9 protein-coding genes are annotated in these 13,925 nt (G+C 61.6%); 6 read left to right on the top strand and 3 right to left on the bottom strand.

What is annotated here, in order from left to right:
* Positions 1-12 precede the first annotated feature (12 nt).
* The 3 genes from KUA11_RS08815 to KUA11_RS08805 all read right to left on the bottom strand — a co-directional run bounded on the left by KUA11_RS08815 (position 13) and on the right by KUA11_RS08805 (position 4,123).
* Entirely contained in the window at positions 13-2,256 is a 2,244-nt protein-coding gene (locus KUA11_RS08815) for a peptidase domain-containing ABC transporter (RefSeq protein ID WP_217409937.1), read from the bottom strand.
* Positions 2,253-3,566 (bottom strand): HlyD family secretion protein, encoded by a 1,314-nt coding sequence (locus KUA11_RS08810; protein WP_217409936.1) that lies wholly within the window; start codon positions 3,564-3,566, stop codon positions 2,253-2,255. Before KUA11_RS08810 ends, KUA11_RS08815 begins: the two co-directional genes overlap by 4 nt.
* A gap of 122 nt (positions 3,567-3,688) precedes the next feature.
* Complete coding sequence (locus tag KUA11_RS08805; protein ID WP_217409935.1) at positions 3,689-4,123, bottom strand: hypothetical protein; 435 nt, start codon at positions 4,121-4,123, stop codon at positions 3,689-3,691.
* A gap of 394 nt (positions 4,124-4,517) precedes the next feature.
* Here KUA11_RS08805 and KUA11_RS08800 point away from each other — a divergent pair, with 394 nt between their 5' ends.
* The 6 genes from KUA11_RS08800 (at position 4,518) to holA (ending at position 13,761) form a co-directional block, all read left to right on the top strand.
* Positions 4,518-6,224, top strand: a complete 1,707-nt coding sequence (locus KUA11_RS08800; RefSeq protein WP_217409934.1) for a Hint domain-containing protein — start codon at positions 4,518-4,520, stop codon at positions 6,222-6,224.
* Positions 6,225-6,595: 371 nt separating this feature from the next.
* Positions 6,596-8,647 (top strand): AfsR/SARP family transcriptional regulator, encoded by a 2,052-nt coding sequence (locus tag KUA11_RS08795; protein ID WP_217409933.1) that lies wholly within the window; start codon positions 6,596-6,598, stop codon positions 8,645-8,647.
* Between the two features lie 142 nt (positions 8,648-8,789).
* Complete coding sequence (locus KUA11_RS08790) at positions 8,790-9,305, top strand: DUF3576 domain-containing protein (protein WP_217409932.1); 516 nt, start codon at positions 8,790-8,792, stop codon at positions 9,303-9,305.
* Positions 9,306-9,383: 78 nt separating this feature from the next.
* Complete coding sequence (leuS, locus tag KUA11_RS08785) at positions 9,384-12,002, top strand: leucine--tRNA ligase (protein ID WP_217409931.1); 2,619 nt, start codon at positions 9,384-9,386, stop codon at positions 12,000-12,002.
* Position 12,003: 1 nt separating this feature from the next.
* A complete protein-coding gene (locus tag KUA11_RS08780) occupies positions 12,004-12,705 on the top strand; it encodes a hypothetical protein (protein ID WP_217409930.1) in 702 nt (233 codons plus the stop codon).
* Between the two features lie 33 nt (positions 12,706-12,738).
* A complete protein-coding gene (gene holA, locus KUA11_RS08775; protein ID WP_217409995.1) occupies positions 12,739-13,761 on the top strand; it encodes a DNA polymerase III subunit delta in 1,023 nt (340 codons plus the stop codon).
* The last annotated feature ends 164 nt before the right edge of the window (positions 13,762-13,925 follow it).

The raw sequence follows: 13,925 nt of genomic DNA, 5'->3' as shown, positions 1-13,925 counted from the left end.
TTAAGCCCGGCTTTACTGCGGTGTGTTGGGCCAACCGCCGCCGAAGCCGTAGGTCATGCCATACGTGCCGGTCCCCGCCGCCGGAGAGGAGGTGGGCGGTGTTTCCGGAGCCGCCGCTGGTGCAGGCGTTACCGGCTGAGGGGGCGCCTTGCGCAGCACCAGCTCGCCGCCCTTCTCAAACGAATAGATGTAGTCCGCATGCGCAATCGTCGCCGGACGGTGCGCCACCATGACGCGGGTCACGTTCATGTCCCGCAGCGACTGGGCCACGAGCGATTCCGTGTATTCATCCAGATGGCTGGTGGCCTCATCGAGAAACAGGATCTGCGGCTGCTTGTAGAGCGCACGGGCAAGAATCACGCGCTGCTTCTGTCCACCGGAGAGCGCGTCACCCATGTCGCCCACCAGCGTCTCGAACCCCATGGGCATGCGCTTGATGTCGTCGAAGATGGCAGCACGCTGTGCGCATTGCTCGATCAGGGCCTGATCGGGATGATCGGAAAAACCGCTGATATTGTCGGCAATGGAACCGGAAAACAGGCCATCATCCTGCAACACGCCCGCAATCCGCTCGCGGTAGGCTTCCAGCGACATCACGGCAATGTCGATGCCGTCCATGTAGATATTGCCGTCATCGAGCGGGTGCAGACCCATCATGGATTTGAGCAATGTCGTCTTGCCGCAGCCCGAAGGCCCCACGATGGCGACACTGCTACCGGCGGGAACATCGAGGTCCAGATTGCGGAAAATCCATGGCTCCTGCGCGGCATAACGCACCGACACGCCACGGCAGGCCAGTCCTGCCGGTGTACCGTGCGCTTCATGAACGATTCCGGGCGAGATCGGCTCAGGTTCGGTCATGACGATATCGGCCAGACGATCGCTCTGGATGTTGAGCATCCGCAGCTTGAATCCGGTGCTGACCAGCGATCCGACACGTCCGGCGAACTGATCCTTGTAGGACAGGAACGCCACCAGCATACCGACCGACATGGAGCCATCCATCACCTGCGTCGCGCCCAGTACCATCATGATGAGGCGATCGGCCCCGAAGATGAAATCGCCCAGACGGCCATAGATCAGATCGAATCGTTGCAGGCGCAGCTTGATGTTGATGCTGTCGATGACGATGTTGAGCCACGTCGAGCGGCGGCGTTCACGCAGACCGAGCAACTTGACGCTCGCCATGCCGCGCAGCGTCTCGATGAAGTGACTCTGCTGCTTGGCACTGACAACAATCTGTTCTTCGGACGCTTCGCGGTAAGTACTGTACGTCACCAACCGCAGCAGAATGTCGAGAAGCAGTGCCACGCACGCCACAAGACCGAGCCAGCCGCCATAGACGAAGAGCATGATGCCCATGCCCACGCCCATGAGGCCGTCCATGACGGTCTGCACCATGTCGGTCGTCATGGCCTGCTGGATGGAGCCGAGCGAACCGAAACGCGAGAGCACATCGCCCACATGCCGCTTGGCGAAATAATCCAGCGGCAGGCGTGTGAGATGATCGAACAGGCTGGTGCTCCACTCCAGTCCGACGCGCGTGCTGAACAGCGTCACAGCCCAGGTCCGCACCGAGCCGATGAACATCTGGAGCAGCAGCAGCAACGCCAGCCCGAAGGTGATGGTCTTGAGCAGGTCATGGTCGGCGGTGACAATCACCTCATCGATCACGACCTGCGAGACCATCGGCGACATCAACGCGATGACTTCCAGCCCCAGCGAAAGGAAGAACAGCCCCATCAGTGCGCCGCGCAGACCCACCACATGGCGGAACAGGTCGCGCAGGCGAATGGTCTCGCGCTCGTCCTTGCGTTCGAAGCCCTCATTGGGGGTGATTTCCAACGCAACGCCCGTGAACTCGCGCGACACCTCCTCCATGGAGAGTGTCCGGCGCCCCACGCCCGGGTCATTGATAATGACCTTGTCGCCCTTGACGTCCACCAGCACCACAAAGTGGTTCATGCCCCAGTGAAGGATGCAGGGCTTGCGAAGGTTGGTCAGATCTTCCAGTTCCAGCCGCACGGCGCGGGTGGAAAAACCAAGCTGGTCCGCGATCTGCACCAGACTGCGCAGCGTCACGCCCTGAATGGAAACGGAGTAGCGGCGGCGCATGGTCGCGAGGTCGATCCGGTGGCCGTAATAGCCCATGACCATGGCAATGCAGGCCAGTCCGCACTCGGCGGCCTCAACCTGCAAAATGACCGGAACGCGCTTGCCGAAACCGAACTGGAGCGCCGCGAACGGATCCTTCATTGGCCCGTAATCCCGCTGCTGACGTTCGTCAGGCTGTCATGCATGCTGATCACAGGGTCCAGTATCCATTGATAGAGTCGGCGGGAATCGATGGCGATATCCGCCTCGACCGCCATGCCGGCCTCCAGCGGTTTTTTCACCCCATACGCCATCACATAGGGGAGATCCGGCTTCACGCGGATACGGTAGATGTCGTTGCCACCGCCTCCGTCTTTCTTGTCGCGGCTTCCCTGCCCGTTTGCCTGTTGGGACGCCTGCGTCGGGTCCGTGGCGGTGAGTGGCGCGCGGGTGATCTCGGTCACATGCCCCCGGGCCAAGCCGAAACGCTGGTAGGGGAAGGCGGCGTAACGCAGAAGAACCGGTTCGCCTTCACGCAGAAAGCCGATGGAAGCGCTGCTGACATAGAGTTCCGCATCCAGCGTGCGACCGGTGGGCAGCAGCGTGACAAGCGGTGCGCCGGTGGACACCTGCTGCCCCAGATTGCCACGCACAGCGGTCAGAACGCCATCTTCCGGCGCGGTGATGACGATCTCACGGTGGCTTTCGCTCTCATCGATCTGCTTATCGACATCGGAAATCTGCCGATCCAGCTCGTTGATATCGTGCGCCGTCTGACGGTCATAGCGCATGAGCTTGGACGTGTTGTCCGCGATCTTGCCTTCGGTATCGGTGTAATTCTGCAGAAACTGCGCGTGACTGCTCAGCAGTTGAGCGTAGGTGTAGAGCTGGCTCTGAAACTGCGTCTCTGTCACGAGGTGGGCGCTCTGGGCGTTGCGCATCCGATTGACGGCCGCTTCCACAACGGGGAGAACCTGCGCATCGTGAGAAAGCTGCAAAGCCGTCAGGCGATGCTGCTGATCGAGATTGCGGATCTGATTGACCAGTGACTGCTTTTCCACCGGAGCGTCCGCGATGCGGATTTCCTTCTGGCGTTCCAACAACTCTTTCTGACGATGGAGTTGGGCAAGAACCTGTTCCTGCGTGGCGCCCGCCAATGTGCGCGCCTCAAGGTCGATCACGAAAAGCGGTTGCCCTTTGTGAACGTGAAGCCCTTCTTCAGCCGTGCGCCGACTGATGATTCCCGCGGCAGTTGCATCGATGGTGATGAGGCCAGTGGGCGGCAGCATCAGTCCCGTGGCGTGCACGCGCCGGGTGTAGATGCCGAATCGAAGATAAACGACGGTGAGGAGAACGAGGATCAGCGTAACCCACGCGATCACTCTGATCGAAAGAGACTGGGTCGCCTGCACCTGTCCCAGCCAGGCCTGCCGACGAGCGTCCAGCGCTTCCTGACGGTAAAGAGATGACATTACGACCGAGCAAACCCCATGAGGTGCGGAAAACGTGCCCTTACAGGGTTAGTGTCCAATAATAAAGAAAAACGGAACACCCGCGCATCCCGAAGGCTGCGCGGGCCGATTCTGATAAAAAATCAGGAACCGAAGCCGCCACCGCCGGAGGAAGGCGGGAAGGTAATCGTGTTCATTGCCGTCACCTGGCCACAGCCATTCAACGTCACTGCGGCGTGAATGGAAGCCACAACATTGTTCAGCAGCGTAGTGGCCTGACAGACTGTCATACTCTGACCCAGAGTATAACCTTCCTTCACATCGGCATAAACATTGCAGACAGCCGACTGAATCGTCGAGCAACTGGCATGATTGTAGATGTCGGCTGTCACATTGTACTCACCGGCAAGATAACCGGCATAAGCGGCGATCATTCCGGCGCTGCTGACGCAGCTGTTCCAAGACGGCTGGTAACCGCCACAGGGGTTGTAGCTCGGCTGACAGCCACCGCCGCTCCAACCGCCGCCACCGCAACCGCCCGAAACTTCATTGAGTTCTGTCGTGGTAAGATCACGCATTTCTATCAGACTCCATATAACAGGACTTGTCGGCCCACCTGCCTCCTTGGAAAGCTGATGACAGAGTGGACCGCCTTGATCGAATGCGGCTGCTGCCGACATCCAGGCAAGGCTTTGTTAATATTTTTTCAACGTTCATTCCAGAGATAATATTGCTAACGAAGCTTCAATAACTTAACTGTCGCGCTTTGATTTCCAGCCCAGCACAAACATTATTTTAATATTTTTCCTTGCTGTGCTCAGCCTTTTCACAATGTCTGCCGCTAGAAATCAACAAAATTGTTTGAAAAAAACAAACTTTTACGTTTTATTTCGTTGACGGATGGCTTTTCAGGTCGTTAAACAATCCTTCAGCAACCTCCACGTCTGGAGGCAAGAAGAAGGACTCGAGATCATGGTCACCACGACAACTCAGTATGCGGCCACAACCGGCGGTGCCGGCACCGAAACCGATCCTTACGTCCTTGCTTCCAATTCCGGCACCATCACGCTGGAGAGTGGCAAGTATTACGTGCTGCCGGACAATGCGACCGTCGGCACGGCCGTCATTAAGGAAGACAACGCGCAGAATTCCACAGGTGGCATCGACGTCAACGGCGCACACTTGACCATCGACACCAACGCTCATGTGGCAGGTAAGATCGACATGGGAACCAGTGGTTCCACCCTTACGCTGGAGAACACCAGTGGTAAGTGGGTCTATGAAGCCAATCTGCCCGGCGAAGACATTTCCGCAGGTGGCGACCAGTATTACACATACCCCGCGTTGCAGAATGCCATTATCACGAACTTTGGCTCCAATTCCGCGATCTGCGCCCAGAACATTCCCGGCGGTTACAGCAACAACATGGGAATCCCGGGCAGCTATACGTCCAGTTCCACGCTCATCATTACAAAAGACAACTCCATCCCAACAGTAGCGACCCCAGCCAATCCGCATGCTAATAACGGCGTCGGCTATATTGGTGTCCCTGTTGCTGTAACGGCTGGCTGCGGCAGTCAGTCAATCCACACCAATCCGAACGATCCCTGTCAGATCGAGGGCTGCTTTCTTGCTGGCACCCACATCCTGACGCGCGCTGGCGAAAAGCTGGTGGAGACTCTGGTCGAGGGCGACGAGATCGCGGTGATCGAAAACGGTGAGACAGTCTATCGTCCGCTGGCATGGCTCGGTCGTTCGCACGCCGATGTCGCGGCGCTGGATTTCGACCCCGACGCCTATCCCGTCCGCATCCGCAAGGACGCGTTCGGTGACAACATGCCGCACCGCGATCTGCTGGTGACATCCGAGCACAGCATCTTCATCGATGGCCGTCTCGTGCCGGTCCGCATGCTGGTCAATGGTCGCTCCATCACGGTCGAGCGTTCCATCACCGATTACGACTTCTACCATGTCGAACTTGAGCAGCATGGCGTGATCGTCTCCGAAGGTCTGGCCACCGAGAGCTATCTCGACACCGGCAACCGCGGCACGTTCGAGAACTCGGTGGTGCGCACACTGCGTCCGCACTTCGCTGGCGGCATCACCATTTCCGGCGGCAAGAGCTGGGAAAGCAACGCCGCCGCTCCTCTGACCACGGATCGCGAGACGGTCGAGCCGATCTGGCACCGTCTGGCTGCCCGTGCCGAGGAACTGGGACTTGCCTCTGACGCTGCGCCGGTGACCACCACGGAAGAGACCAACATTCGTCTGGTCACGGAAAACGGTCGCGAAATCCGTCCGGTGCGTCACGCTGGCAACACCTACAGCTTCATGGTGCCGGGCGACGTGACGTCCGTCCGTATCGCCACCAACGCCTCACGTCCGGCGGATGTGGTCGGTCCGTTCTGCGATGATCGTCGTCAGCTTGGTGTGGTCGTGGGCGACGTCAACGTGACGGCTGGTCGCAGCCGCCACAGCGTCAGCACCCATCTGACGGATACGGCTCTTGAGGGCTGGCAGGCATGGGAAGGCGGCGTGGGTCGCTGGACCGACGGCAACGCGGTGCTCGATCTGGGCGCTGCCGGCGACAATCTGTTCGCCCGCATGGTCGAGATCGAAGTGCTGGCAGGCGGTCCCTACATCGTCGAGACAGCCGAGAGCGGCGCTCAGGTCGCCTGATCGCGCATTGATCGGACATCTCCAGCCTTCGGGCTGGAAAGAAAGGGGGGCTTCGGCTCCCCTTTTCTTGTTTGGGACCGTGAGCGGAAATGTGTCAGCCCTGTCCGGTCAGCCGCCGAATGGTCACATTCTCCCGTCTGTGCGTACAAAAAACGACATCTTTTCCCGTCACACGCGGTCCCGCCTGACGAAGCCGGAATGTTCTCCCTGAAATATTCACGGTCATGAAACCGTTTGGCGCCATGTTCACGTGCCGATCCGTGCCCGTTTCTGCCCACAGCAGACAATTGGCACAGTCCGGCACACCGTTGCCCGACGCGCCCGAATACCGGCCGTCGCCAGCCGGAATGGAAAGACAGGGATTGATGGGCGTGTTTGATCATACCAAACCGGGAGTGCGGAAAGCCGAAGCTTCCATCCTGCGACTTGACCTGATGGGCGTGATGTCCGTGCAGATGCTCGACGGCACGACACTGACACCGACCGGAGCCAAGACACGCGGGCTTCTGGCCATACTCGCCCTCTCTGATCGCCGCCCCGTCACCCGCAGGGCTCTGGCGGGACTTCTGTGGAGCATGCGTTCCGAGGAACAGGCCCGCGCCTCTTTGAGGCAGGAAATTCATCGCCTGACCGAAGCGCTCAGCCCCTTAGGCACCGACATTCTCGATGTGCAGCGTCACGCCCTGTCGCTCAAACCCGTGCTGACCAGCGTGGACGCCGAGCGTTACCTCAACGCCACCCCGTCCAACATCCTGCGCCTGCCCGAAACCGATACCCTGCTGCTGTCGGATTTGGACGGCGTCGATCCGGCTCTGGACGAATGGTTGGCACATCAGCGCGACCGCCTGCGTCACCATCTGATTTCCACTCTCGAGCAGGCCCAGAGCACTCTCTCGGACCCCGACCAGCGCCTGACCGCCGCCAACCGGCTCCTGCACGTCGATCGCCTGAACGAGACGGGATGGCGCACTCTCCTGCGGGAACTGGCACGCCGCAACGACAGCAGCACAGCCCTACTGACGGCGGAACAGTGTCTCACCACCTTCCGCGACAGCCTGCACGCTGAACCGAGCGCCGCCACCATGGCGGTCATTTCCGAAGTACGGCATCTGGCCAATACGCTTGCCCACGACATGGACGCGCCTCCGACGGCAAGAGCATCAACGACCACCCCCCTTCCCGCTGCGCGAGATATCGCCAGCATCGCCTTTACGTTTCCCGACCGGGGGACACCTCTGTTCCCACTGGTGGAGTCGGTGTTCGATCAGGCAACCGCCGGCCTCGCGCGATTCGGTTTTCTTGCCCTGTTTCCGCCCTCTCCCAAGGAATCCGAGGAGCAGGGCGGGCCGCATCACACTCATGACTACCAGATCGAACTGAAGATCAGACCCACCACCCCGCCTACGGGCAAGACGCCTTTCCCCTCTGTCCGGCTGGTGGTGCGTGTGACGGACCAGCGTCGGGACAATCTCATCATCTGGGCCGAACGATTCACAATCACGGCTGACAATGCCGACGTGATCGGGGCTTTCCTCGTCACGGAAATTGCCTGGCGTATTGCCATGGCCGAAGCCCGCAACGCCGCCAGTCGCCCGGCCCATGAACTCTCGCCCCTCGAACTTGGCCTGCGTGCTTTTGCGCTGACCAGCCGCAACGATCCGGCCGTGCTGCCGCAAGCCCGTGACATGCTGTCCGACGCGCTGGATCACCTTCCTGAAAATCCGTTCCTGCTTCTGATCGCGGCGCTCAACGGACTACTCAGTTCAACGGAGATCCCCTCTCCCCAACAGGCGACCGAGGCACGCACACGCGGAATCGAAGCGGCCCGCAAACTGACGCAACTCCTGCCAGAAACGGTGATCGGTCGCCTGCTTCTCGCACGTCTTCAGATGGACGATCCGTCCACATTGACGTTCGGACGCCAGCTTCTCATCGAGACGCTTCCTTCCTGCTCTGGCAGCGGCATCGGTGTCATCGTCGATGCCTACGCCACCCTGCTGGCAGGACATGCGCAAAAAGCCGCCCGGACTCTTCTTGCCTTTCGCCAGCAGCATCCAACCCACCCTTTCTTCGATCTGCTGGACACGGACTTCATGCTGATCTTTCTCCTTGGCGGAGAGTTCAAGGAGGCGGCCGAGCGGGGGCGCACGTCGCTCAGCGCGGCTCCGACACGGATATCCATGCTCGTTCTGCACGCCGCCACGCTCGTTGCCCTGCGGGAAAAAGGACACACAGATGTCTGTGACGAGCTGGACGCCACACGCGCTCAACTCGGTCGTCTTGCCCCGACACTTTCTCTGGAAGACGTCCTCGCACATCACACCACTCTTCCATCTCCTTTGGCCGAAACGCTGCTCTCCCTACTGCGACAGGCAGGGCTGCCCGCCTCGCCGGAACAGAAAGGGGAGCAATGCTTGGCGTGATCCGGCCAACGGGATATGAAGGCAGCGGAGAGAGGGGGTGTTACGCCCCGGTCCGCCGCGCTCTGGTCAACACGCTCTGAATCGGGAAACGTGTGAACGGGGATGACGGCTCGCAGGTCTTGCACAGGAGACGCAGCAGCATATGGTCACTTCCCGCGTTCGCAGGCGCTTCCGGGGCACCGGTCGCCTCTCCGGCCTGACATCGGCAGCACTGGCTGCCCTGCTGCTTGCCGCATGTTCCAGCCATGACAAGGCCAGCGAACTCACCGCGCCACGCAATCACCTCCTGAGCGAGGACCGCAGTGCCACGGGAGGCGACGACCAGCTTTCCGGCGGTGTGAACGCCTATCTGTGGCGCGGCGCGCTCGATACCTTGTCCTTCATGCCGATCGCCAGCGCGGACGCGGTGGGGGGGTTTATCCTGACCGACTGGTACACACCGCCGGCTGACCATGACGAGCGCTTCAAGATCACAGCCTATATTCTCGATCGGCGCCTGCGTTCGGATGCGCTGCGTCTGACCGTGTTCCGTCAGGTCCGTGAAGGCAACGAGTGGGTCGATATGCCGCCCGCCGCCAACACGGCCTCCGACATCACCACCAAGGTTCTCACCCGCGCCCGTCAGCTTCGCGCCGAGAACGGCGACCGCGATAACTGACCGGTCGCCCGCCGCTTCCTCTTTCTTGTCGGCAGCCCTCACAGGCTGCTCTTTCGCCTTTTCGGACTGCCCAGATTCATGACCGCTGACGCTTCTCCCGCCCATTACGATTTCCATTCCGTCGAGCGCCGCTGGCAGGAGGAATGGGCGAAGAACAGTGTCTTTACCGTGCCGGACGTGCCCCCCGCCGACCGGCCAAAATACTACGTACTGGAGATGTTCCCTTACCCCTCCGGCCAGTTGCACATGGGGCATGTGCGCAACTACGCGCTGGGCGATGTCGTGGCCCGCTACAAGCGCGCACGCGGCTTTTCCGTGCTGCACCCGATGGGCTGGGATGCGTTCGGCCTGCCCGCCGAAAACGCGGCCCGCGAACGCGGCGTGCATCCGAAGGAATGGACGCTCGCCAACATCGCTGCCATGCGCGAAACCCTCAAGCGACTAGGCTTCTCCCTGAACTGGGACCGCGAAATCGCCACCTGCCTGCCGAACTATTACGGCAAACAGCAGAAAATCTTTCTCGACTTCCTCGCCGCCGGTCTGGTGGATCGCCGCGAATCCTGGGTGAACTGGGATCCGGTGGACCACACCGTTCTGGCCAACGAGCAGGTGGTGGATGGCCGTGGCTGGCGCTCTGGCGCACTGATCGAGAAAAAGAAACTCTCGCAGTGGTTCCTGAAAATCACCCAGTTTGCACCGGACCTGCTGGACGGTCTGAAAACGCTAGAGCGTTGGCCCGAGCGTGTGCGTGTGATGCAGGAACGCTGGATCGGTCGCTCCGAAGGTGCGCGTCTGCGCTTCCCGCTGGCGCATCCGCCCGAAGGGCTGGACGCGGAACTGAACTCCGTCGAGGTCTTCACCACACGACCCGACACACTGTTCGGCATGTCCTTTCTCGCGATTGCGCCCGACCATCCGCTAGCGGCCAAGGTGGCGGAAACCAATGCGGACGCCGCCGAATTCATCGCGGAATGTCGCCGCCTCGGCACATCAGTCGAAGCGGTGGAAACCGCCGAGAAACGCGGCTTCGACACTGGGTTGAAGGTCGCGCATCCGTTCCTGCCGGACGCCACCTTCCCTGTCTGGATCGCCAATTTCGTGCTGATGGATTACGGCACGGGCGCGCTGTTCGGCTGCCCGTCGGGCGACCAGCGCGATCTCGATTTTGCGCGCAAATACAACCTGCCCGTCACGCCGGTCGTGCTGCCTGCCGGTGAGGCCGCCGACACCTACCGCATCGCGGACAAGGCGTGGACCGGCGACGGCACCATGATCAATTCCGGCTTTCTCGACGGTCTGTCCTGCGCGAACGCCCGCAAGGAAGCCATCGCGCGCCTCGAGGGACTCGGCGTCGGTTCTGGCGTGGTCAACTGGCGTCTGCGAGACTGGGGGGTGTCCCGTCAGCGCTACTGGGGCTGCCCGATTCCCATCATCCATTGCGAAAGCTGCGGCGCCGTGCCCGTGCCGGACGAACAGCTTCCGGTGGAACTGCCCGATGACGTCACGTTCGACCGTCCGGGCAACCCGCTCGACCATCATCCCACGTGGAAACACGTGGCCTGCCCGAAATGCGGAAAGCCCGCCACGCGCGAGACGGACACCTTCGACACGTTCGTGGACAGCTCATGGTATTTCGCGCGCTTCACAGCCCCACACGCCGCCACACCCACGAACAAGGCAGCCGCTGATGGCTGGCTGGCCGTGGACCAGTATATTGGCGGCATCGAACACGCGATCCTGCATCTGCTCTACGCACGCTTCTTCACCAAGGCGATGAAGCAGACCGGCTATCTGGATGTGAGCGAGCCGTTCGCGGGCCTGTTCACCCAAGGCATGGTCAACCACGAGAGCTACAAGGACCAGAACGGCAACTGGCTCTATCCTGAAGAAGTGGAGCGCAGCGGCACCAGCGCCACACACCGTGAAACCGGCGCGCCCGTGACCATCGGACGCGTCGAGAAGATGTCCAAGTCCAAGCGCAACACGGTGGCCCCTTCCGCCATCATCGACCGCTTCGGAGCGGACACGGCGCGCTGGTTTGTGCTGTCTGACAGCCCGCCGGAGCGTGACATGGAGTGGACGGAGGCCGGTGTGGCCGGTGCCGGACGTTTCGTGCAGCGCCTGTTCCGCATTGTCACGCAGGTTGCCGCTTCCTGCCCGGCTGATGCCGTTCCCGCCGCCGACATGCCGGAAGCCGTAGACACGTTGCGCCGCACGACGCACCGCACCATCGTGGCCGTGACGGAAGCGCTCGAAGCCTTCGCTGTGAATGTGGCCGTGGCCCGCCTGCATGAACTGACCTCGGCCCTCGCGGACGGTGAACGCGCCGCCGATCAGCCCGGCATGGCGTTCGCCCGTCGTGAAGCCGCCCGCACGCTCTGCCTGCTGAGCGCACCCATGATGCCACATCTGGCCGAAGAACTGTTCGCCATCATCGCCCCGGACGCCGGTATGGTGGTGGCGCAGGCGTGGCCGGAAGCCGACCCCGCCCTGCTGACCGTCACCCGTGTGAAACTGGCTGTACAGATCATGGGCAAGCTGCGCGGCACGATCGAAGCGGAGCCGGACGAGGACGCGGCCACCGTCATCGCGCGCGCGGAAGCGGAGCCGAACGTGGCGCGACTTCTGGAAGGGCAGAAGATCGTCAAGCGCATCCATGTGCCTAACCGCATCGTCAACTTCGTGGTGGCACGCTGAAATGAACGGAAACCGCACGACGCTGTCTCGCAGGACGCTGGCGCTCGCTGGCCTCCTGCTGCTGTCCGCCAGCCTCGGTGCGTGCGGTTTCCATCCGCTCTACGAAGACACGAAATCCCATCCGGGTGTGAGCGACCAGCTCAAGCGCGTCTATGTCGCCGGCATCCCCGAGCGGTTCGGGCAGCTTGTCCGGCTGTCTCTGCAATCGGAGCTGGCTGGAGCCGATCCGGAACACCCCGACGGCTACACGCTTCAGGTCAATCCCTCGCTCGATATCGAGTCGGTGGACATCCATCAGGACAACACGTCCGGTCGTGTGCGCATCATCGGACGGGCGCACTGGGCGCTTTACACTGTGGAGCAGTATCCCAAGTTTCTGGCGCAGGGCGATGCCTCCACTCTGGACGGGATGGGCAACACCTTCGAGCAGTACTTCGCCCAGAGTCTGAATCTCCAAACCGTTCAGGCCCGCGTGGCCAAGACACTGGCAGAGGATGTCACCCAGCAACTCGCGATCTGGTTCGAGACCCACGCCCCCACCGAAAAGAGCAACCGCTCGGCTCCGGTCTATTACCAGACGCCCAATGCCATGCCGAACTCCTCGGACCAGCAGCCCGTGGAGAAGAGCGGCGCAGACGGCATCCCGGCGCTGGCCACCGGACGGCTTGAACTCGATGACGACAACAGCGTCACCGGCCAGTAACATGGGCCGCACGCAAGCGGCCCACCTCTTATGGTGAAGATTGACGCCCGCTCGCTTGGCAAGGTTCTGGGCGCTCCCGATAACTGGCGCTTCGTGTTGCTGCATGGCGATGATACCGGCCTGATCCGCGAATACGCCACAACCCTCGTGCGCACGGCTGCCGGTTCGCTGGACGATCCGTTCCGCGTTTCGGTCCTTGCCCGCGAGGACCAGTCACGTCTGGAGGAAGAAGCCACGGCGCTCTCCCTCGATGGTGGTCGGCGCGTGGTTTGGGTGCGCGAAGCCGGAGACGGACTGGCCACCGCCATGACCGCCATTCTCGACGGTCCCTCCAGCAGTCTTGTAGTGATGGAGGCCGGCTCCCTTCCCGCACGCGGGAAGCTGCGCAAGCTGGCGGAATCCCGCACCGATTCCGCCTCCATCGGCTGCTACCCCGAAGAAGGTCGCGCCCTTGAAGGCTCTGTGCGGCGCATGTTCGAGGAACGCAAGGTGCGCGTCACGAGCGAAGCTCTGGGATGGCTCGCGGCCCACCTTGGCTCCGACCGCGCGGGCGTGCGCAACGAGATCGAGAAACTTGCGCTCTATGCCGGGGAAGGTGGCGAATTGGCACTGGAAGACGTGCAGCTCTGCATGGGGGATTCCGGTGCAGCTTCCGTGGAAGACGCGGTGTTTCTTGCCACCGAAGGAGACCGGGAAGGCACCGATCTGGCGCTGGAACGCGCCCTTTCGGAAGGCGCCAATCCCGTGGCCGTCGCTCGCGTATTGCTGAATCACATCGGGCGGCTGCGGCGCGTGCAGGCACAGATCGAAGGCGGTCAGCGCCGCCCCGATGCCCTAAAGACGCTGCGCCCGCCTGTCTTTTTCCGCAAGCAGACGGCTTTCAACCGCGCGCTTGATCTCTGGCCGCTCGATGCGCTGAACGATCTGGCCCGCCGCACGCAGGCTTTTGAACTTTCGTGCAAGCAGACGGGGGCGATGGATCTGCTGCTGTGCCGCCGCCATCTTGCAGGGATCGCGGCGATGGCGGCGGGTCGGAGGCGGCGGGGGCATCGGTAAGGAGAGCGTGGCGCGCCGAAGTCAAGGGCGTTGCCCTTGGACCCGCCAAAGGCCGCAGGCCTTTGGAAACCGGTTACGCGGAGTGTGTTTGTTCGGTGGGGTGACTGTTATTGGAGGAAACCGGAATGTCGGCTGTTGAGAAGGAAACATCAGAAAGCTGGCAT

The sequence above is a fragment of the Acetobacter estunensis genome (assembly GCF_019083805.1).
Taxonomy (GTDB): domain Bacteria; phylum Pseudomonadota; class Alphaproteobacteria; order Acetobacterales; family Acetobacteraceae; genus Acetobacter; species Acetobacter estunensis_A.
Note: the sequence above shows the minus strand (reverse complement) of the source record. Positions and strands in the feature narration are given on the sequence as shown.